We start from the raw sequence: 22,367 nt of genomic DNA on the forward strand, positions 1-22,367 counted from the left end.
TATTTGATTAAGCATGTCAGTGATTATATCGCTCTTATAGTCTTGATTTTATTGTAATATATCCTTATATACTAACTAGGCTTCTCAATAATTTTTATAACCTTTCGATCACTCGTTATTAATATCCTCGTTCATCTACTTATTTTTTATCCACATTAGCTCTTTAAGCTTCTCGTCGCTCTCACATTCTTCGTTATGTACTCGTAGTATGCTTTGATACACTTTAGTCTGCGTTAATAGATTGACTCTGTCGAAGTATCGTGTTGATATAAAGAAAAGCGACTATGAATTATCACAATCACTGCTAACTGATAGATAGATTACAGCATTCGTCACACAGTCTATGGTCCAAATGATATATCCATGATTTTTTAATTATACGAATCTTACTCTTGAACAATCGATCTATCGCCCTGATTTACTTACTAACTCATTCATAAAACTATCAATTATAAAGATAGATATAACCGTAGGAAGTTGTTATGTTAAGTCGTCATCTTGAAGTTTCTCTACGTTTAGCAATGACGCTTGCGCGCCAAAAATCGCATGAGTATCTTACTGTTGAACATTTATTATTGGCGCTATTAGAAAATACTCACGCTGCCAATACCCTAACTGCCTGTAATGCCAATATATCGGCACTGCGTACTGAGCTTGAAGCTTATATCAATAAGCACACGCCAACTGTTGATGCAGATACAGATCAGTCACCGCAGCCAACGCAAAGCTTTGATCGTATTTTGCAACGCGCTATTTTTCATGTGCAGTCTATAGGCGGTGGTCGATTGGTAGAAGGCTCTGATATTTTGGTTTCTATGTTCTCAGAGCATGATACTTATGCCGTTTATCTGCTCAAAAAACAAGGTATTAGCCGTCTTGAGCTGACCCAATATTTATCACATGGTCAAGACAAAGAAGAGCCATCTGAGCAACGTGCTTCTATGACTGGTGAGCGCCGCAGTGCGTCTGAAAAAACCAGCAAAGATCCACTGGTTGAGTTTGCAACCAATTTAAATCAGCGTGCTGCTGAAGGCGAAACAGACCCACTCATTGGACGCGCTTCTGAAATTGAACGTGCCGCTCAAGTTTTATGCCGCCGCCGCAAAAATAATCCGTTATTGGTCGGTGAGCCTGGCGTTGGTAAAACCTCTATCGCCGAAGGTTTGGCGTGGTTGATTATCAATGATAAGGCACCCAAGCCACTTAATGGTTGCGTGATTTATAGCCTTGATATCGGCTCGCTTATTGCTGGGACGAAATATCGTGGTGATTTTGAAAAGCGTATGAAGTCATTGCTTGATGCGCTGAAGAAAAAGCCCAATGCTATTTTATTTATTGATGAGATTCATATGATCATTGGTGCAGGCTCGTCAATGAGCAGCAATATGGACGTATCTAACCTTATCAAACCTGCTTTGGCTAATGGTGAGCTGCGCTGCATTGGTTCAACGACCTTTACTGAGTACCGTCAAGTGTTTGAAAAAGACCATGCACTATCACGTCGCTTCCAAAAAATCGATGTGAAAGAACCAAGTGTAGATGATGCCGTCGATATCTTGCGTGGCCTCAAGCCTCGCTACGAAGAGTTTCATAATGTGGAATACACGGATGAGGCATTAGTGACCGCTGTACAGTTATCAGCCAAACACATTCATGAGCGTTTTTTACCCGATAAAGCCATTGATGTGATCGATGAGGCAGGTGCGTACAAACGTCTGGGTGTGGTACCTGATGTAGAGGATATTGAAGCTGAAGAGAGCTTTATTGCAGATTTAGAGCAAGACTTTGATGTACAGATTGATGCTGATGTCGAAGGTATCGATAGCGATGCAGACAGCGATAATGAGATGCAAGACGAAGCAGAGACGGCAAAGGCAAACGACCGTGCTCAGTCTGCCGATGGCCTAAAATCTGCTAAAGCGCAAAAGCCACCGATGAAAATTGATGTCGCTGATATCGAAGCCATTATCGCTAAACTGGCACGCATTCCGCCCAAGTCGGTATCGAGTGATGACAAGAGCATTCTTGAGCACTTGGATCGTGATCTTAAGCACTTAGTGTTTGGTCAAGATGAAGCGATTGCCACGCTTGCTGATGCAATTAAGCTGTCTCGTGCAGGACTAAAAGCACCAGATAAACCGATTGGCTCGTTTATGTTTGCAGGGCCGACAGGGGTGGGTAAAACGGAGGTCTCTCGTCAGCTGGCCAATCTGTTGGGTGTAGAGCTGGTACGCTTTGATATGTCAGAGTACATGGAAGCCCATACCGCATCACGTCTGATCGGTGCGCCTCCAGGCTACGTTGGTTACGATCAAGGTGGATTGTTGACTGAAAAGATTAATCAACATCCGCATTGCGTACTGCTACTTGATGAGATTGAAAAAGCGCATCCTGATGTTTTCAACTTGCTATTGCAGGTGATGGATCATGGTACATTGACTGATAACAATGGCCGTGTTGCCATCTTTAAGCAAGTCATCATTATTATGACAACCAACGTTGGTGCTGATAGTATCAGTCGCTCTTCTATGGGCTTTACTCAGCAAGATCATAGCCGCGACAACACTGAGGCGCTCAAGCGCGTCTTTACGCCAGAGTTCCGAAATCGTCTAGACGCGATTATTCAGTTCAATCCACTAGATACGTCAGTGGTTGTGTCAGTTGTTGACAAGTTCTTGGTTGAGCTACAAGTACAGCTTGATGATAAGCAAGTGACGTTAGAGATTGATGATGATGTGCGTGATTATTTGGCTGATAAAGGATACGATCGCCTTATGGGTGCACGTCCAATGCAGCGCCTGATTCAGGATGAGATCAAAAAGCCACTGGCAAGTATGATTTTATTCGGTGACTTGGTAAATGGGGGCGTTGTTCATTTGACTTTAGCCCCTAAAGCCGACAATACGCAAGACGATGATACAGTGAAGTTAGATCAATCTTCGCAAAAAGGTTCACCGGATAGTCGGATTGTTTTGACTGTGGTCGAGACTCATGAGCCACGTTCAGACTCTGAGTCAGTGGCTAGCTAAAACATTTGGTTTGAATATAAGAGTAACGGCTATCGTAACATTACGGTAGCCGTTTTTTTGTTGCTATAATTCATCAACAAAGCTCATACGGTTTTTTGTTACTATTAGTTTTTAAAATAAGCCAACCACTAAGCATTCATTTCATAATAAATATAAAAGGATATACCATGGAGCTGTTTGACGAGCCGACCACCAAAACACCAGAGCAAAAACAAGCTATTTTAGACAATGTTCGCCTACCAGAAGACTGGAAGATGGCCCTCGCAGATGAATTGACGTCTGACAATATGGACAACCTGCGTGCATTTTTAAAAGAAGCCTATCAGTCAGGGGATAGCATTTATCCGCCCGCGCCGTTGATGTTTAATGCGCTTAATCTCACGCCTTTATCGCAAGTTAAAGTGGTGATTTTAGGTCAGGACCCTTATCATGGGCCAGGGCAGGCCATGGGATTGTCATTCTCTGTTCCTAAAGCGATTCCTAAGCCGCCATCATTAAACAACTTGCTTAAGGAGATGGCAGATGACATCGGTATCGCACCTTCAAAACATGGTGACCTAACTTACTGGGCGCAGCAAGGTGTTTTGCTACTAAACAGCTCACTAACTGTGCGAGAAGGCGAGCCAAACAGTCATCAAAATAAAGGCTGGGAGCAGTTTACCGATGCAGTCATTGACGCGGTTAACGAGCAGACAGAACATACCGTATTTATTTTGTGGGGCAGTAAAGCACAAAAGAAAGGTAAGTATATCGATACCGACAAACATCTTATTTTAACGGCAGTGCATCCTTCGCCGCTAGCTGCCAACCGTGGTGGATTTTTTGGGACAAAGCCATTTTCCAAAACCAATGATTATCTGGTGCAGTATGGCCGAACGCCCATTGACTGGCAGCTACCGCAATAAATGCTAAATATGATGAAGACAACTTTAGCGCCTTATTTTTCAGCGGCGAGCGACTCAACAAGTATACCTTTTGCTCAGCTTATGTTTTGGTCGCTATCAGATGTTCAATGGATGCAAAAGGCTCTTAGACTAGCGAGCCAAGGCGCTGATGTCGGTGAGGTGCCAGTAGGTGCTGTATTGGTACACGATCAGCAGATTATCGGGCAAGGTTTCAATCAACCGATTGGCGGTCATGATGCGACGGCACATGCTGAGATAGTCGCATTAAGAGAGGCGTGTCAGCGTCTACAGAATTATCGACTGCCACTACAGACAACTTTGTACGTAACACTAGAGCCTTGTACGATGTGTATTGGCGCGCTCATTCACGCACGTGTTGATAGGCTAGTATATGCGGCGAGTGAGCCACGTGCTGGCATGGTAGGCAGCCAGATGGACTTATCAATGCAGCCTTTTTATAATCATAATATCCAAGTTCATAGAGGATTGTGCAGTGAGCATAGTAGTCAATTGCTAAAGACGTTTTTTCGTGAGCGTAGGCGATTAGCGAAACAGAATAAAAACAGCGTCTAATCCAAAATTATTAATAAATAAGATATCAGTTTGGGCGCTAGTGGTAGCGATGATTTTTTGCTATAATATCGCCCTATTTAGTAGCGAATTTTTTAGCCTGCTATCAAGCATTTGATATACCAGTAAATATTGCTTCATTGCTATTGCATGACAGCGATACGGGTAACAACTATTATTGAGTAAGTATTATGACCGTCTCCGTATCTGATAACGATCCACTCAATAAAAACGATAGTGTAAACCATTCAGCACGCTATCCGGTTATCTGTATCGATGGGCCTAGTGGCGCTGGTAAAGGTACGGTCACATGGCGTTTAGCTCAAGTATTGGGCTATCAGTTATTAGACTCTGGAGCGCTGTATAGAATCGTAGGACTCAAAGCATTTGAGGCGGGATTGATCACTACAGATGCCAGCCAACCAATTGATGAGTCGGCGGTCTTAGCGCTTACTAAGAGCTTAAAAATAGCTTTTGTCCCAAATAATGAGTCAGGGCGCGTAGATATCATCGTAAATGGACAAGCGGTAGGTGATCAGGTACGTAACGAGACCGTAGGCGGCTATGCTTCACAAATCGCGGTGTTTCCAAAAGTTCGTGAGGCTTTGCTCACATTACAACAGGATATGGCGACACGCTCAGGGCTTGTCGCTGATGGTCGTGACATGGGAACGGTTGTATTCCCAGATGCCGATGTGAAAGTATATTTGACGGCGAGCGCGGAAGCGCGTGCTGAGCGCCGTGTGACCCAGCTAGTTAACGCTGGGCAAGCAGCAGATTTTGACTCGATTTTGGCGACGATTAAAGAACGTGATGATCGTGATGAGAATCGTAGCACCGCACCATCGAAACCTGCAGCAGATGCTTTATTACTTGATAGCTCAATGCTCGATGCTGATGCGGTTTACGAGCAAGTAAAAAGACATTGCCAAGAGCAAGGGCTGTTTTTTAATAGTTAATAAAAACAACATATTAAGTACTAAAAAAATTCCTATAGTCCCTGTTTTTAATGTAGAATTGTACAGTTGGAAGTTAGTGTTTTTTAACGATTAATTATTTATTAGGCTGGGTTGATAAAATTTTGTTTAATAGAATAAAGTAAGACAGTTGTTATTAGTAAGTTTAAATATGCGCTTATTAACAACAAACGTTTTTATATATGATTGCATAAGATATAAAACCAGTATTCTCGTTTTATGCAATCATAAATTTGATCCGTACTGTGCTGGACAGGATACGGCTATACAAAGGTAGACATAATGGAATCATTTGCTGAACTATTTGAAGCGAGCATCGAAGAAACGGGCCTAGATATCGAGCGTGGCTCGGTGATTAACGGTACTGTTGTGGCCATCGATAGCGATTGGATCACAGTAGATACTGGTCTGAAATCTGAAGGTATCGTCGCTCGTGAAGAGTTTTTAAGCGAAGAAGGCGAACTTGAAGTTGAAGTTGGCGATAGTGTTGATGTCGTAGTTGAAGCGGTTGATAACGGCATGGGTCAAACCTTGCTGTCACGTGAAAAAGCTAAGCGTGTTGAAACTTGGAACTTCCTTGAAAAAATCGCTGACAATGATGAGATCGTAAAAGGTATCATCTCAAGCAAAGTTAAAGGCGGTTTCACTGTAGATATCGGTTCAGTACGCGCGTTCTTACCAGGTTCATTGGTAGATGTACGTCCTATCCGTGATACGACGCATCTTGAAGGCAAAGAGCTAGAATTCAAAGTCATCAAACTTGATCAAAAGCGTAATAACGTTGTTGTTAGCCGCCGTGCAGTTATGGAAGCTGAAAACTCAGCTGAGCGCGAAGAGCTATTGAACAAGCTTGAAGAAGGCATCGAGATCGAAGGTATCGTTAAGAACCTTACTGATTACGGCGCGTTCGTTGATCTAGGTGGTATCGATGGTCTATTGCACATCACTGACATGGCATGGCGCCGTATCAAGCATCCATCTGAAGTTGTTGAAGTTGGTCAAGACCTAAAAGTTAAAGTATTGAAGTTTGACCGTGAACGCAATCGCGTAAGCCTAGGTCTAAAACAACTTGGTACTGATCCTTGGGACAACGTTAGCGGTACTTACCCAGTGGGTAGTGTTGTTAAAGCTCGCGTAACCAACTTGACTGATTATGGTTGTTTCGCTGAGATTTCTGAAGGTATCGAAGGTCTAGTACACGTATCAGAAATGGATCACACCAACAAAAACATCCACCCATCTAAAGTAGTTCAAGTGGGCGATGAAGTTGAAGTAATGATCCTTGATATCGATGAAGAACGTCGTCGTATTAGCCTAGGTATCAAACAGACTCTAGCTAACCCATGGGATGAGTTTGATAAGAAACATGAGCGCGGTGATAAAATCACTGGTACGATCAAATCAATCACTGACTTCGGTATCTTTATCGGTCTAGACGGTGGTATTGATGGTCTGGTTCATTTATCTGATATCTCTTGGAACGAAACTGGCGAAGATGCTATCCGTAACTACAACAAAGGCGACACCGTTGAAGCAATGGTATTGTCTGTAGATGCAGAAGCTAACCGTATCAGCCTAGGTATTAAGCAGTTGAGCTCTGATCCATTTAACGAATACCTAGTCGCTAATGACCGCGGTGCTATCGTTAATGGTAAAGTGAAAGAAGTAGACGCTAAAGGCGCTACTATTGAGCTTGCTGACGAAGTTGAAGCTTATCTACGCGCTTCTGAAATTCAACGTGACCGCGTTGAAGATGCAACTAAGCATCTGTCTGTTGGTGATGACGTTGAAGCAAAAATCATCAGTGTTGATCGTAAAACACGCAACATCAACTTGTCTATCAAAGCGAAAGACGAAGCTGAAGAGCGTCAAGCGATTAAAGATCTTGGTAGCACGAACACAACTGCCGCTGCAGGTTCTGATGCACAGCCAAAAACGATTGGTGATTTGATCAAAGAGCAAATGCAGTAAGTTGTAAGTTATTGATATAAAAGTAATATAAAAAAAGCGACTTCGGTCGCTTTTTTTATGATTAAGTTTTGATATTTGTATTAATAGGTAAGGTTTTTGGCTAAATAAAGAAACTCTTATTCCTATTTTCCTCAATATCCGCTATCATTTGCAACATTGAGTAACGAGATGTGAGCGACAGTGTATTTAGAGTTGCGATATGACTCTTGTAAATAGACTATTCTGATATGCGCTATTATTGATTTAGCTATTAGAGTTTCTGTTGATAATACTGTTTTGACTTATTATCAGTTTATCCATCAATCAACAAGGCAAGCGTAATAATGCAGCAAGCGATTAACAAATCCGAATTTATCAGTAATTTGAGTGCGAATTGTGACAACATGGCAGATACCATCGTTGATGACGCCGTTCGCGAAATATTAAATTTGATGACCCATACTTTAGCCAATGATGGCCGAGTTGAGGTTCGTGGGTTTGGCAGTTTTTGTCTACATCATCGCCGCGCTCGTGTCGGACGCAATCCTAAAACGGGGGAGAGCGTACCAGTTCCTGCCAAAGCGATTCCACACTTCAAGCCAGGTAAAGCATTACGTGAAGCAGTCAATGATAAAATAGCACACAGCTAATATTCATTAATGATTGACTGACCAAAAACTATCATTCCAACCTGAGGTAACTGTCTCATGCGCTTTTTATTATTCGTATTGCTGTTTTTGAGCTTTGCTTACTCGCTTGGTCTGGTATTGGCAAATAATACCGAGGTCGGGGTCAATTTACTGTTTTCGCAAGCGCCTACAATGAATTTGGGACTACTGCTCATTCTATGTCTAATACTCGGCATCATTATTGGTATTCTATTATCATTGCTTATATTCCGCGTACTACAGAATAAGTGGGAAATCTCACGTTTGCAAAAGGCAAATGCAAATCTACAAGAGCAATTGAATCAAGCCAATGTGGTGATTGACCGTCAGGCCAATGCGCCAACCGTAGATGAGGCTGTCTATGGTGCCAGATCGATTGATATACAAGACAATACAGACACACATCTAAATGGAGATGGTACGTTGTCTAAGCGCAAGCGAGATTAAATTGCTCGGCCATAGAAATGGTTGTTGATTTTGAAAATACAGTGCTCTAATAATTCTGATATGCGGCAAAACCATGAATAATATGATTAACTCTCCCGTCATTGTTGCTTTAGATAATATGACTTTGCAAGCTTCCTTGGCATTAGCTGATCAATTGGATCCAGCGTTATGCCGGCTCAAAGTGGGCAAAGAGCTGTTTACACGCTGTGGCCCTGACATCGTTAAGACGCTACATCAGCGTAACTTTGAGGTATTCTTAGACCTGAAGTTTCACGATATTCCTAACACTACTGCTCAAGCGGTACTAGCTGCTGCCGAGCTTGGTGTATGGATGGTCAATGTTCATGCTAGTGCAGGTCTAGAGGCTATGTCTTTGGCAAAACAGCGTTTAATAGATAATAACCTTGATACATTACTCATCGCGGTGACTGTATTGACCTCTATGGACAGTGACGCATTGATGCAAACGGGTATCACTGATAGCTTAGACGTACAGGTGAGCCGATTGGCACAATTGACCAAGCAAGCTGGGTTAGATGGAGTAGTATGCTCTGCTCAAGAAGCGAAAACGCTTAAAGCGTTATGCGGTCAAGATTTTAAATTGGTCACGCCAGGCATTCGACTAGCAGACGACAATGCTGATGATCAAAAGCGCATCTGTACGCCAAGTCAAGCATTGGCAGATGGTTCTGATTATTTGGTCATTGGACGCTCAATCACTCAAGCCAAAAACCCTGCCGAGAAGCTAAATAGAATATTACAAAGCATTTAAGTTTTAATAGCAATACAATAAAAAAGACAGCCTAAATCGCTGTCTTTTTTTACTTTTTTCAGACAGAAAAAAGCTGTTACACTACCTGAGAGGTTTTATAAGTAGGCTGATCTGCAACCAATTATGCAGTCTATTAAAAGGAGTGCTGGCCTATTAAAATACGCTAACGTTACCGATTGGCTGATAATGATACTATTGGACGATATTGAATTATATGAAATTACAAATACTAAGTGACTTACATATTGATAGTTATGCACGCCAGTCACACCCTATTGGGCATATTCCTAAAACTGACGCAGATATCGTGTTAGTAGCGGGAGACACCGCCAACAGCGATAGAGGGATGCCGTGGTTACAAGAGCAGGCAGCACGCTTACAAGTTCCTCTGATCACGATCTCAGGTAATCACGAATATTTTGACGAAGATGTGCTAAGTTTTGACCAAAAGTTGGCGACTTGGGACAATTATGATGCTGCCTCTAACAAAGGGGTTTGTGTCTTACAGTGCCAGCATATTGATATTGGTGATATACGAATCTTAGGTTGCACACTGTGGACGGATTATCAGTATCATGCCAATGAAGATACTATGGCTGCTGCTAGGCATTTTATGCGTGATTATAAGCAGATATATGCAGGTAAAGAGATGTTCTCACCTGAAGTTTCCATGCAAATTCACTCAGAGCATCGTCAGTGGTTGCAGCAAGCACTAATCACTGCCAAAGCACTGGGCAAAAAAACGGTCGTCATGAGTCATCATAGTGTCAGTGCATTATCGGTGTCTGAAAAATATGCTAATTTACCAAGCAATGCTGCCTTTGTTAGTGATTTGTCTGGGTGGATGCATGAGGACTGGGCACCGACTTTGTGGGTGCATGGTCATACCCATGAAGCATTCGATTATCGAATAGGTAATACGCGAGTGATTGTCAATCCTAGGGCTTATCCTAATGAGATTAGCAGTACGGCGTTGACATTTGCGTGGGATAAAGTTATTGATATCGGTTAGTTGAGGATCTATGTAGATAAGCCATGTTACTTATCTTCGCTTAGTTCTCTTAAAAACAAGCTCACTCCTTGTATGCCAAGATATTTACAAGATATAGTGCAACTAGACTTGTCAGTTGTTCATTCCTATCAAAAAATCTGCTACGCTTGCTACTATGAGTAAATATCTTAATAGCACCTTATCAAAAGTCTCTGCTGACAAGCTTGCGAGTCACACACCAAGTGCGCCTGCGCCTTCACATCTGCCAGATAGTATGATTTCTTCGGTCAGACTATTACCTGAAAATGAGCGGCTGATTTTATTTACCAGACACTCTTTGCGTGAGCGTTCTGACGGCAATGGTTTTGCCAGCTATCAGTTGCCGCTGACGCCTAAAGGCCGCGTACTAGCTAAGTCTTGGGGTCGTTGGTTAGCAGGTCACCTCCCATACTCACTCGATGTTGATAGCATCTCAAGCCCCATTAAACGCTGTATTGATACGGCGCAGCTCATGCAGGAAGGAGCAGGTCTAAAGCGTGATATTACGCATCAGTCACTTCTGGTTGAGCCTGGTAGCCTCGTTACTGAACCTGAAATAGCGAACCCAATATTTAAAGAGATTGGTGTACTCAATTTTATCAATCGCTTTTTGCAAGGCAATCTTGAAGGCACCAAAAATGCTTATCAAGGTGGCCTTGATATTCTCTCGCTCTTTTATCAAAACCAGCCGCAGCATGGGCATCTGATGCTGGCTGTCAGTCATGATACTTTGTTGTCTGCATTCTTAGCCGTGATGTTCGATGTGGAAGAGATCGATTGGAATGATTGGCCAAAAATGATGGAAGGGGTGTTTTTGTGGTTTGATGATAAACCTTTTGATCAGGCAAATGCGCATTTTATCTGGCGTGGTCAAGTATATACACGTCCGATTAGTTCATTGTTGAATGGATATCGTGCAGCAGGGTATCACCCAAGTAAACTGCTATTACCACCAGGGGTGCAATGGACATAAAATTTCATCAAAAAATGGTAATGACGCTCCACTAGATATATATCGAGTAGGCATAAAAAAACCTTGCCCCAGTATGAGAACCAGTAGCAAGGTTTTAGTCATGGCGCTATAAAAGCGTCATGCGGTCTAGACAAGACAAATCTTAAGCTTGTAGGCCTTTGATTGTTTTGTTTAGGCGGCTCTTACGACGAGCAGCTTTATTCTTATGAATAATACCTTTGTCAGCCATACGATCAATAACTGGTACCGCTCTGTTGTAAGCTTCGGTAGCCGCGTCATAATCTTTAGCTTCGATAGCCGCATCAACACGTTTTAAGTAAGTACGAACCATAGAGCGTTGTGACGCAGAGTTCTGACGACGTTTGGTGTTTTGACGGGCGCGTTTACGAGCTTGTGCAGTATTAGCCACGCGTATCTCCTTGATAAAGACAGATAAAAATATGAATGTTGATTGCAATAATGGGTTTAACAATCATCGGTGACGAGCAGCCGTCTCGTCAAACATGATGTCGATGTCTAATATTAAAGTATCTAATATTAATAGATCATCGCAAGCGCCAGAACTGTTTGGAATAATTAAACAGCGTTGACGTGTAAAGCCGGTTATCTTAGCAAATTATTGCGCTAAGGACAATATATTTGATTATCAATACCCAAAGAAGTAACGTAAACTTATAGAAGTGGACTCAATAGGGCATCTAATGCCCTGTCAGATACCAAAAGACATAGACAGCGGTTAAAATCTCTTACAATATATCATACATAATAGCGTCAGTTATTCATGAACTTAGGTATGATATTCTAATGGTAGGCCTTGATATAGGTCATTTGTGATTAATATAGAATCTTTCATGTTATATAAGTGGATAGGGTATGCAGCGAAAAGCAATTGTGATTGGCGCAACAGGATTGGTAGGGCAGCATTTGGTAAAACAGCTGAGTGAGCTCTATGATACATTGATTGTGATCGCTCGGCGCCCGCCACGTTATATTAATGCCAGCATGCGTTTTTATCAGGTTAATGACTTTGATAACCTCTCTGAAGTGTTTGCGAGCGTTGGTGCGGATCGAACGACAGATGCCTTTAGTTGTCTTGGCACCACCAAAAAACAAGCGGGCAGTGATGAGGCTTTTCGAAAGATAGACCATGATTACAATGTTAACTTTGCTAAGCTATGCCGTGACAAAGGGGTAGAAAACTTTTTTCTACTTTCATCCATGAATGCCGATATTGACAGCCGCTTTTTGTACAATCGAGTCAAGGCAGAGACGGAGCAATCTATTACAGCACTAGGCTTTGGTCAACTAGTGATATTTCGACCGTCGTTATTACTAGGCAAGCATAAAGGGCGTCCACTCGAGAGCATTGGTCAAAAAGCTTTTAAGCTTATCTCGCCTTTAGTCTCAGAGTCACTCTCATTACATCCTATCTCGGCTAAGCGCGTCGCTAGTGCAATGGCGATGAGTGCTCATGACATTTATCATCGTCGTAAATACCGTACAGAACCCCAGATTGAACATACAGAGATCATTGAAAATAAGAAGATGCTTGCAATGACTCGCGTGAAAAAATAAAGCATTATTTTTGAGTCAAGACTACAGCCAAGTATGACCATGTATTATAAGATCAAGCAGCTTAATCACTCATAATAAGGAGTAAAAAGGATGGAGATGAATAAAGAGAACTTTGTCACATGTGATTTACTGGACGCCAATCCTGAGTCGCAAGTATGTCTACCAAATATTGAAGGTAAGGTATTTCGTCATTTTGGTGCAAAAGATAAATTCTGCGGTGAAATCGTGACGGTGAAGTGCTTTGAAGACAATAGCCGCGTCAAATCACTATTGAATAGTGATGGCAAAGACAAAGCTGGCGATGGTAAGGTGTTGGTCGTCGATGGTGGCGGCTCTATGCGCTGTGCCTTGCTCGGCGATATGATTGCACAGTCGGCCATCGACAATGGCTGGGCGGGTGTTATCGTATATGGCTGTGTCCGAGATGTTGATGACATGGCAGCGATGGATCTTGGTGTGATGGCACTTGGTTGCATCCCGCGCAAATCAACTCGCCGTGATGAAGGTCAAACGGATATCGAAATCCGCTTTGGTGATTTGGCATTGAACTCGGGAATGTTTGTTTATGCTGACAACAATGGCATTATCGCTAGTGATAAACCGTTAATTTGAACTTGGTTTAACCAGTGTGAATGAGAACCTCAGCTTATCAGTTGGGGTTTTTTATGTAATGATAGTTAAAGCTTAATAATCGTTATCAATCCTCGATCATGAATGAGTGAGCTTTTACGTGACAAACCGTTACGGCATAAGTTTTGGTAATTGCTCAAATATTCGTATAATAGCTTTCTGACTCCTTAACTGTGATCCTATTCTTTATGCCTATCACTGCTTTGACTGACGCGTTTGATCCCATTAACCAGCAGTTGTTCCCTATACAAAATGCCGAGCGGCGTTGGCTAGCGCCTGTCCACGGTGCGGTCAGTAGCTTATGGCTGGCAAGCTTGGTTCAAACGCCTCACTGGAATGTTGCCGAGCGATTGAAGGTGGTGGTTGCCCGTGACCAAAATCAGCTCAATCAGATAGAAACTGAGCTGGCATTTTGCGGCGTCGATGCTTACGTATTCCCTGACTGGGAGACACTGACATATGATGAGCTGTCTCCGCACCAAGACATCGTTAGTGAACGCATCAACCTATTGACGGATATGCCGAGATCAGGCGTGCTACTCATCTCAATACAGACATTGATGCAACGCGTCGCACCGCCCAGTTGGTTGATCGGACAGCATTTTGATTTGAGCGTTGGTGATCGATTCGATATCAATACGCAACGTGGGCTTTTGGCAAAGGCGGGTTATAGAGCGGTTGATAATGTCTTTGAGCCCGGTGAGTTCGCTGTACGTGGCAGCATTATCGATATCTTTGCTATGGGTCAGCCTTTTCCGCTGCGTTTAGACTTATTTGACGATGAAATTGAGACAATTCGTTTTTTTCATCCGCAAACCCAGCGCACGTTGACCGCTGATGACCTCAAAGCGATGTTAACAGGCAATGATACCAGCATGGGCAAAGAGTCACTGTCGCTGCTGCACAAGTTGCCAGATATCTCTAAACCTATCGAACAGTTCCAAATATTACCAGCAAAGGAGTTTCCGCTGGATGAAGGGCGAGAGACATTTCGCACGAATTTTGCGGCGATGTTCCCTAATGCCAGTAGCCGCAAGTCTGAGTTGCATAAAGATGTAATGGCAGGTATCGCGAGTAGCGGACTGGAGTATTATCAGCCACTATTTTTTGACTTAAAAGATTGGCAAGAAGAAAGTACATTGTTTTCTTATTTGCCAAGCGATGCGTTGTTTATCACGGATGAGCTGATCCACGAAAAGCAGGCGGACTATTGGTCACAAATTCAGCGCCGCTATGAAGAACGTCGCCATGATATTGACAAGCCTATCGTCGAACCTGCGCTCTTATACTTATTATCCAACGCACTTAACGAGCAGCTCAATCAATATCCACGAGTGATATTAAGTGCTCGTGATGAGTTGGCTACGACGAATGACGTTGTAGCGCCAGAAGGTAACGACCCATCTCAGCCGCAACTGCCATTAACGCCTACTAAGCAGCAAGGCTTGGTGACATTAAGTGCGCAAGAGCCGCCAGAGCTGGCAGTCAATCATCAGAAATCTGAGCCATTAACGGCATTGCTCGATTTTTTACACGTTCAACAACAAACAGCAACGCCAGTATTAGTTGTGGCAGAGACTGCTGGTCGCCGTGAAATTCTCATTGAGCTGTTTAAGGGTAAGATTGATATCAAAGCATATGATAGCTTTGAAGCATTTTTAGCAGCAGATAAGACGAGCGCTATGAATAATACTCGACTACCACATGTCGGTCTGACTGTGGCACCGATTGAGCGCGGCGTATATGTGCCTGAACGTTTGGTGTTGATTAGTGAAACGCAGCTGTTTGGTCGTCAAGTCTTACAGACGCGTCGTCGTCGCCAAAGCGGTGTATCAGAGGAGTTCTTGGTTAAGAGCGTCACTGAGATAACAGATGGCAGCCCAGTCGTTCATATCGAGCATGGTATTGGTCGTTATAACGGCCTAATCACGCTAGATGTGGGCGATGGTGAGCAAGAGTTCATTCATTTAAAATATGACGATGATGCCAGTATCTATGTACCAGTCGCCAATCTACAAATGATCAGTCGCTATAGTGGCGGCGATCCAGCGTTAGCGCCATTACATAAGATCGGCAGTGGCAAATGGGATAGAGCCAAGCAAAAGGCCTTGGAGCAAATTCACGATGTTGCCGCAGAGCTGCTCAATATGCAAGCGCGTCGTGAGGCCAAAGTTGGTATTCATTTTAAAATAGATCCGTCGCAATACGAGCTGTTTGCCAGTCAGTTTGCGTTTGAAGAGACCGCTGACCAAGCCAATGCCATCCATGCGGTTATGGAGGACATGAGACAAAACCAGCCAATGGATCGCCTCATCTGCGGTGATGTTGGCTTTGGTAAAACAGAAGTAGCGATGCGAGCGGCCTTTATTGCCGTCAGTGCTGGCTATCAAGTGGCTGTATTAGTGCCCACCACATTGCTCGCAGGACAGCACGAAGACAATTTCCGCGATCGATTTGCTGATTGGCCAGTGCGTATTGAGAGCTTGTCACGCTTTGGCGGCAAAAAACATCAAGACATGGTCTTGACGGACTTGGCTGATGGCAAAGTCGATATCGTGATCGGTACTCATAAACTATTGCAGCCTGACGTGAAGTTTGCAAACCTTGGGCTAATGATTGTCGATGAGGAGCACCGCTTTGGAGTACGTCATAAGGAACGTATCAAGGCGATTCAGACAGATGTAGACAGTATGTCTATGACCGCAACACCCATCCCTAGAACGCTTAATATGGCGCTCTCAGGCATGCGTGATATGTCAATCATTGCCACACCGCCTGCACGCCGGTTGGCTATTAAAACCTTTGTCATGCAAAAGACAGATGCCTTGATGAAAGAAGCTATCTTGCGCGAGCTGTTACGTGGTGGGCAGGTTTATCTGCTCCACAATGATGTGGCTAGTATTGAGCGTATGGCAGAAACTATTCGTGATCTGGTACCTGAAGCGCGAGTGGGCGTTGCTCATGGACAAATGCAAGAGCGTCAGCTTGAGCAAATCATGCAGCAGTTTTATCACAAAAAATTCAACGTGTTGGTGTGCTCTACTATTATTGAGACAGGTATTGATGTGCCAAATGCCAATACTATTATCATTGAGCGTGCGGATAAGTTTGGTCTGGCGCAATTGCATCAGCTACGAGGCCGGGTAGGTCGCAGTCATCATCAGGCATATTGTTACCTATTGGTGCCTTCTCTCAAAGGTCTCAAAGGCGATGCCAGGCGTCGTCTACATGCAATTGAACGCGCCAATACACTGGGCGCAGGTTTTATGCTGGCGAGTGAAGATCTAGAGATTCGCGGTGCAGGTGAGATACTGGGTAAGCAGCAAAGTGGTAATATGCAGGCGATTGGTTTTAGCTTATATATGGATATGCTGGAGCGTGCAACTAAGGCGATCAAGGCCGGTAAAGAGCCTGACTTGAATACGCCACTATCGCTAACCAGTGAGATTAACTTGCATAGCTCTGCTCTTATTCCAGAAGACTATCTACATGACGTGCATCAGCGTTTGTTGTTTTATAAACGCATTAGTAACGCCAATGATAAAGAAGCGTTGACGGATATTCGTACAGAGATGATTGATCGCTTTGGCGCGCTACCTGACCAAACCAAGCAGCTTTTTGCCATTCATGGACTGCGCTTGCAAGCAGAACCATTGAAGATTAACAAAATTGATGCCAATAGTAATAGTATGACGTTGGAGTTTGCACCAGATACCCCCGTCGATGCTTTGGCGATTATTAAGCTGATTCAGTCAGATGGGCAGCATTATCGTATGAATGGGGCATCTGGTATTCGTTATCAACATAGCGAGAAGCTGGCAACGCCTCAACAGCGAGTCTCTGTTATACAAGATCTTCTACGTTATTTTAGTGAGCATATGGTGACAGAAGCGGCCTAGAGTCGATCAGTGAGAGCCATCATCGGGGTTTCTAAGACAATCAACACAAATGCAATAGTGTATGGTGCTATTTTATCGCAGGGATAACTGATAAAATAACCGGATTGCTTCTTCTTCGATATTTTTACGTACTTTTATTTGCATTAAACAACAAGAGAACCGTCATTATGTTCCAACTTCATCATAAACTTGCTGCTGATAGTTTCTTAGTGGGTGATTTTCCATTATCTACTTGTCGTTTGATCAATGACTGCCAGTTCCCTTGGCTGATATTAGTACCGCGCGTATCGGGTATCAAAGAGCTGTACGAATTGTCTGAGGCAGACCAAACGCAGTTCTTGCGTGAGTCAAGCTGGTTATCGAGTCAGCTAGCCAAAACCTTTCAAGCAGATAAAATGAATGTGGCCGCGCTTGGTAATCAAGTCCCGCAGCTTCATTTTCATCATATTGTTCGTTATCAAAATGATATGCAATGGCCAAATCCAATATGGGGAGTTCCTGCGGTCCCTTATACCAAAGAAGTCTTAGCACAAATGCAGCAGACGCTAATGATGGCGCTACGTGGTCATCATCAAATGCCTTTTGATTGGCAGATGTAATCCGTTTTTAACTTTGGATTGCTTTACCTCATCTATAAAGCATTATTTATGAAGCCTCTCTCATAAACTATTGCGACAGAAAAAAGCCAGATACTCGTCATATCTGGCTTTTTTCTGTAATAATCAAACATTGTCAGTTATTTATCCAGAAGATTTGTCATCTTGATAAATGATAAATGGTATTTTTTTAGCTACCACTGACCTAGGTTTCATTTAATTTAGAAAGTATAATATATTTTTGTAATTATTTATCATTAAGATAGGTAATTTGCGTGTGTTGTTCTTATATATCTTTATCTCTCTGATAGCTTATCTCATTTAAGTGAAATTCAATATGCCTTTTATAGAGATGTTAAAGCCAAAACTATTGTTAAAAGGTAGTGGAATCTGTCAATTCGACTATCCAGAAGTTTTTGTTTTAATTCTTACTGTCATATTACTCGCCCCGCATTACAATTTTCGTCCTACCTCAATGGCATTATTGGTTGTCGTTCTACTACCTAGCCTAATGATTCTGATTTATAACTATCGACGCCAAACCAGTCTTTGGACGTCTAATATGGTCGTTATTTTATTTGCGGTCGTTATTGGGTCAATACAGTTTTGTACGGTGATATCGCTCAGTTTGGCAGCCTTAATCGGCGTACGTATGATCGTCAGTGGTGTCGATAACGGTCTAAGATTATTTACTGTAGCATTGGTGACATCTATTGTCTTTTATTATGTCAGTACAATACTAGACAACGAAGGATTGAACTGTAATGAAGGTTGGGTGCCTCCCACCGTATTGCTAGCAAGCATAATGGTTATTTTGTATCAGTTTCGCAGTACGTATCAAGAGTATATTGGTTATAAAGAAAGTGCCTCTAAAGCCGGAGGACGTTTGAGTACCATGGTGTCGGTCATCAATAAGTTGACTCGCTTTGTACCGCCGCAAATTTGGGAGCCAATTGTTAGATCTGATAGCCCTGTTAGTGTGTCGAATAAACGTGCCAAGCTGACTATTATGTTTTCAGATATTGTGGGCTTTACCGATCTGTCTGATAGTCTAAGTGCTGACAACGTGGCTGATATTTTGAACACTTATATGCATTGCATGACGTTAATTGCTGACAGACATGGTGCCGTACTTGATAAATTTATTGGTGATGGCATGGTGTGCTTTTTCGGTGAGCCTAATAGCCGTGGCTCACGTCAAGATGCTCTGGATTGCGTGGCAATGGCGATAGATATGCGCCGCGAGATGCGTACATTGCGTCAAAAATGGCGGCTGATGGGGTTTGAGGGGTTATATATACGTATTGGTATCACAACTGGTTATTGCCACGTGGGCAATTTTGGTAGCAACAATCGTCTTAGTTACACACTGATTGGTAAAGAGGCTAATCTGGCGTCAAGACTCGAATCGAATGCTGGCAAAGATGAGATATTAGTCAGTGAAAGCACTTATGATTATGTTTGCCATAACTATGAGTGTCAACATGTTGGAGCGCTTCAGCTAAAAGGCTTTGATGACAAGGTAAATGCATGGCAAGTACTTGACCCTGATGCTAATAAAGGTCATTTGTCTAAATGGGTAGATCACACCTTGCCAGGGTTTAACTTGCATCTAAATTTTAAAGACATGAAAGACAATGACTATCAAGATATCAGGAGTCGTCTAAACTTTGCGCTTGAGCGTATCGAACAAGAAGAAGAAAAGTTGGCACAGAGCATCGCTGAAGAAAGCAAACGTCATAGTGCTAACAAAAAGTCATGATTTGGGAAGTCATATCGTGAAATATTGAGTATAAAAAAAGCCAGCTATTATATTTTAATAGCTGGCTTTTTTGTAACTTATAAGTAGTTTGTACTGATCATATTAATGATTTTCTTTTGCATGATTCAATGTGTATTTTGGAACCTCGATGGTTAGATCTTCATCATCAAGCATGACCTGACAAGACAGACGTGAGTCAGGCTCTAAGCCCCAAGCACGATCAAGTAGATCAGCTTCTACATCATCCATCTCATCTAGACTATTGAACCCTTTGCGTACGACAACGTGACAAGTAGTACAAGCTTTTGACATCTCACAGGCATGCTCGATTTTGATGCCTTTTTCTAATAACGCTTTGCACAAATTCTGACCAGCTTGTAGCTCAACTTCTGCGCCCTCTGGGCAGATTTCGTGATGGGGTAGTACGGTAACTTTTGGCATAAATTATTTGTCCAATGCTAATCAATCTAAAAAATAAGAGAAAGTAGCTTAGTATCATAACTAAGCTATCATTTTGAGTATGAATTTTACCAATCTTGTGCGCTGGTACCTGCCATGCTGGTTTGAACGCTTTGATTCATAATGCGAGCAGCAAAGGCATCACTATGCGGCTTAAGCTGTGCTTGCTGTGCTTCGATAAGTGCCAAGTCATTAGTGCTAAGAGCAGAACGAAGGGCTTGTATGTGCTCCGCTAAAGTGTGCTGCTCATCAGAAGAAAGCAGTGCTGCAAACTCGTTCAGCGCAGATTCTAGAGCCAATACTTCACGCTCGGCTTCTACTTTTGTTTCGATTAAAGAGCGTGCGTTTTTATCTTCCTCTGCATGTTTAAATCCGGCAACAAGCAACTGCTCTTTTTGCTCATCAGACAAACCATAAGAAGGCACGATCTCGATCTTGCTTTCTGTCTTGGTCGTGGTTTCTTGTGCACTAACAGTCAGCTGACCATTGGCATCGATACTAAAAGTGACCTCGATACGAGCAAACCCAGCTTTCATTGGCGGAATACCGTACAGCTCAAAGCGGCCGAGTGAACGACAGTTTTCTACTGTTTCGCGCTCACCTTGTACCACATGAATCACCATGCCTGTTTGACCATCTTGATAGGTGGTAAACACTTGACGTTTTTTGACAGGGATAGGCGTGTTGCGTGGGATGAGTACTTCAACCAAACCACCCATGGTCTCAAGACCTAATGATAATGGCGTTACGTCCAATAACAACAAATTGTTGTTACTATCACCATTCACCAGTTGGTGAGCAGTTTGAGCAGCACCTAAGGCAACAACCTCATCTGGATTCAGACGGCAAAGAGGCTGCTTGGCAAAAAATTCAGTCACGACTTGTTGTATGGCAGGCATACGCGTTGAGCCGCCTACTAAGATCACTTCGTCTAAATCTGTGGCAGTCAGCTTGGCATCACGCAGGACTTGCTCACATACGCTTAACGTGCGACGACTAACAGGCTCTACGATAGTAAGGATGTCTTCACGGCGCAATACACCTTGATAGGTTTGTCCGTTGACAGTGACATTGATATCCACTTGCTCAGCATCAGTCAACGCTTGCTTGTAAGCTTTAGCTTCTTGTGCGAGTACTGATTTGTCATGTAGGCTTACGTTTTTTGGATCTATATTTAACTGTTTAATAATCCAGTTGGTAATCAGACGATCAATATCATCGCCGCCCAGTGCGCTATTACCGCCAGTTGCCAATACTTCAAAGACACCATCATTCAACTTCAGAATAGATACATCAAAAGTACCGCCGCCCAAATCATAAATAAGATAGTAGCTTTCTTTATCATTGTCTTCTGATGATTGGTCAAGACCATAAGCGACCGCCGCCGCCGTTGGTTCATTCAATAGACGAAGTACGTTGATACCAGCCGCTTGCGCAGCATCTTTAGTGGCTTGGCGCTGTGCCTCATCAAAATAAGCTGGCACAGTAATGACGGCGCCCTCAATGCTGTCTGCAGGCAGTGCGCTCGCTGCACGTTGCTCAAGCGCGGCTAATATACGCGCTGATACTTCGACAGGTGACACTTCACCTTGAGCCGTGACAAATGCTGGCATATCATCTGTACTACCAGACAACTCATAAGGATGCGAGAATTTGATATCTGCTTGACTGCGACCCATAAAACGCTTAGCCGAGACGATCGTATTTTTGGGATCGTCTGCTAAATGCGCTAGAGCATCATAGCCGACCGATGGATTACCTGTCGCTGGATAATAAACCACAGAAGGCAGCAAGGTATCTGATGCTGCGCCTGCTTCTAAGACTTGCGCCTTGCCTGAACGTACTACAGCGACCAGTGAGCGTGTCGTTCCAAGGTCAATACCTAGGCCAAAACGATGTTGATGAGGTTGAGCGCTTTGATTGGGTTCGGCAATTTGCATTAAAGACATAAGAATAACTCAGAGATAAAATGAATAAGTGTAATGAGGCAAATATGGCATGTTCAGTAGACTGCTTAACCGCTATCTCTTTATTCTCAATATAGAGGGATTTGGCAGTTAAGCATGCTCAAAATCAGAGATTATACGGTATAGTTGATACTAATTTAACCAAATATTTAGAATCT

18 protein-coding genes are annotated in these 22,367 nt (G+C 43.0%); 15 read left to right on the forward strand and 3 right to left on the reverse strand.

Going from position 1 to position 22,367, the window contains the following annotated elements; translation table 11 throughout:
- Positions 1-482: 482 nt before the first annotated feature.
- The 10 genes from clpA to CUR83_RS04940 all read left to right on the forward strand — a co-directional run bounded on the left by clpA (position 483) and on the right by CUR83_RS04940 (position 11,321).
- Positions 483-3,029, forward strand: coding sequence for an ATP-dependent Clp protease ATP-binding subunit ClpA (gene clpA / locus CUR83_RS04895; protein WP_284719220.1), 2,547 nt, complete (start codon positions 483-485; stop codon positions 3,027-3,029).
- A gap of 167 nt (positions 3,030-3,196) precedes the next feature.
- The gene (locus tag CUR83_RS04900) at positions 3,197-3,934 is read left to right on the forward strand and encodes a uracil-DNA glycosylase (RefSeq protein WP_284719221.1); all 738 of its coding nucleotides are present in this window, start codon (positions 3,197-3,199) and stop codon (positions 3,932-3,934) included.
- 12 nt (positions 3,935-3,946) lie between these two features.
- The gene (tadA, locus tag CUR83_RS04905; protein WP_425301256.1) at positions 3,947-4,507 is read left to right on the forward strand and encodes a tRNA adenosine(34) deaminase TadA; all 561 of its coding nucleotides are present in this window, start codon (positions 3,947-3,949) and stop codon (positions 4,505-4,507) included.
- Between the two features lie 188 nt (positions 4,508-4,695).
- Positions 4,696-5,463 (forward strand): (d)CMP kinase, encoded by a 768-nt coding sequence (gene cmk / locus CUR83_RS04910; protein WP_284719222.1) that lies wholly within the window; start codon positions 4,696-4,698, stop codon positions 5,461-5,463.
- A 300-nt stretch (positions 5,464-5,763) separates the two neighbouring features.
- Complete coding sequence (gene rpsA, locus CUR83_RS04915; protein WP_071003507.1) at positions 5,764-7,452, forward strand: 30S ribosomal protein S1; 1,689 nt, start codon at positions 5,764-5,766, stop codon at positions 7,450-7,452.
- A gap of 323 nt (positions 7,453-7,775) precedes the next feature.
- A complete protein-coding gene (locus tag CUR83_RS04920) occupies positions 7,776-8,081 on the forward strand; it encodes an integration host factor subunit beta (protein ID WP_284719223.1) in 306 nt (101 codons plus the stop codon).
- Between the two features lie 57 nt (positions 8,082-8,138).
- Positions 8,139-8,546 (forward strand): lipopolysaccharide assembly protein LapA domain-containing protein, encoded by a 408-nt coding sequence (locus CUR83_RS04925; RefSeq protein ID WP_284719224.1) that lies wholly within the window; start codon positions 8,139-8,141, stop codon positions 8,544-8,546.
- Between the two features lie 73 nt (positions 8,547-8,619).
- On the forward strand, positions 8,620-9,318 hold the full coding sequence (pyrF, locus tag CUR83_RS04930) for an orotidine-5'-phosphate decarboxylase (protein ID WP_284719225.1): 699 nt from the start codon (positions 8,620-8,622) through the stop codon (positions 9,316-9,318).
- A gap of 214 nt (positions 9,319-9,532) precedes the next feature.
- The gene (locus CUR83_RS04935; protein ID WP_277077988.1) at positions 9,533-10,330 is read left to right on the forward strand and encodes a metallophosphoesterase; all 798 of its coding nucleotides are present in this window, start codon (positions 9,533-9,535) and stop codon (positions 10,328-10,330) included.
- A 154-nt stretch (positions 10,331-10,484) separates the two neighbouring features.
- Positions 10,485-11,321 carry a histidine phosphatase family protein gene (locus tag CUR83_RS04940; protein ID WP_212563706.1) on the forward strand — a complete coding sequence of 279 codons (837 nt, stop codon included), beginning with the start codon at positions 10,485-10,487 and terminating at the stop codon, positions 11,319-11,321.
- A 142-nt stretch (positions 11,322-11,463) separates the two neighbouring features.
- Here the strand turns inward: CUR83_RS04940 and rpsT are convergent, their stop codons facing one another.
- Entirely contained in the window at positions 11,464-11,730 is a 267-nt protein-coding gene (gene rpsT, locus CUR83_RS04945; RefSeq protein ID WP_071003512.1) for a 30S ribosomal protein S20, read from the reverse strand.
- A gap of 464 nt (positions 11,731-12,194) precedes the next feature.
- On the opposite strand from rpsT, the gene CUR83_RS04950 reads away from it, so the two are divergent.
- From CUR83_RS04950 to CUR83_RS04970, 5 genes are all read left to right on the forward strand, one after another.
- The gene (locus CUR83_RS04950) at positions 12,195-12,896 is read left to right on the forward strand and encodes an NAD-dependent epimerase/dehydratase family protein (RefSeq protein WP_071003513.1); all 702 of its coding nucleotides are present in this window, start codon (positions 12,195-12,197) and stop codon (positions 12,894-12,896) included.
- Between the two features lie 96 nt (positions 12,897-12,992).
- Positions 12,993-13,508, forward strand: coding sequence for a ribonuclease E activity regulator RraA (gene rraA, locus CUR83_RS04955; RefSeq protein ID WP_284719819.1), 516 nt, complete (start codon positions 12,993-12,995; stop codon positions 13,506-13,508).
- 206 nt (positions 13,509-13,714) lie between these two features.
- Positions 13,715-17,425, forward strand: coding sequence for a transcription-repair coupling factor (mfd, locus tag CUR83_RS04960; protein ID WP_284719226.1), 3,711 nt, complete (start codon positions 13,715-13,717; stop codon positions 17,423-17,425).
- A 167-nt stretch (positions 17,426-17,592) separates the two neighbouring features.
- Complete coding sequence (locus tag CUR83_RS04965; RefSeq protein ID WP_071003515.1) at positions 17,593-18,024, forward strand: HIT domain-containing protein; 432 nt, start codon at positions 17,593-17,595, stop codon at positions 18,022-18,024.
- A 559-nt stretch (positions 18,025-18,583) separates the two neighbouring features.
- Positions 18,584-19,783, forward strand: a complete 1,200-nt coding sequence (locus tag CUR83_RS04970) for an adenylate/guanylate cyclase domain-containing protein (protein ID WP_284719227.1) — start codon at positions 18,584-18,586, stop codon at positions 19,781-19,783.
- Positions 19,784-19,885: 102 nt separating this feature from the next.
- Here the strand turns inward: CUR83_RS04970 and fdx are convergent, their stop codons facing one another.
- Both fdx and hscA read right to left on the reverse strand, forming a co-directional pair.
- A complete protein-coding gene (gene fdx / locus CUR83_RS04975) occupies positions 19,886-20,224 on the reverse strand; it encodes an ISC system 2Fe-2S type ferredoxin (RefSeq protein WP_058024187.1) in 339 nt (112 codons plus the stop codon).
- Between the two features lie 86 nt (positions 20,225-20,310).
- Complete coding sequence (hscA, locus tag CUR83_RS04980) at positions 20,311-22,191, reverse strand: Fe-S protein assembly chaperone HscA (protein ID WP_284719228.1); 1,881 nt, start codon at positions 22,189-22,191, stop codon at positions 20,311-20,313.
- Between the last annotated feature and the right edge of the window lie 176 nt (positions 22,192-22,367).

Origin of the sequence: Psychrobacter pocilloporae (assembly GCF_029872915.1) — a bacterium.
In the GTDB taxonomy this organism is placed as follows: domain Bacteria; phylum Pseudomonadota; class Gammaproteobacteria; order Pseudomonadales; family Moraxellaceae; genus Psychrobacter; species Psychrobacter pacificensis.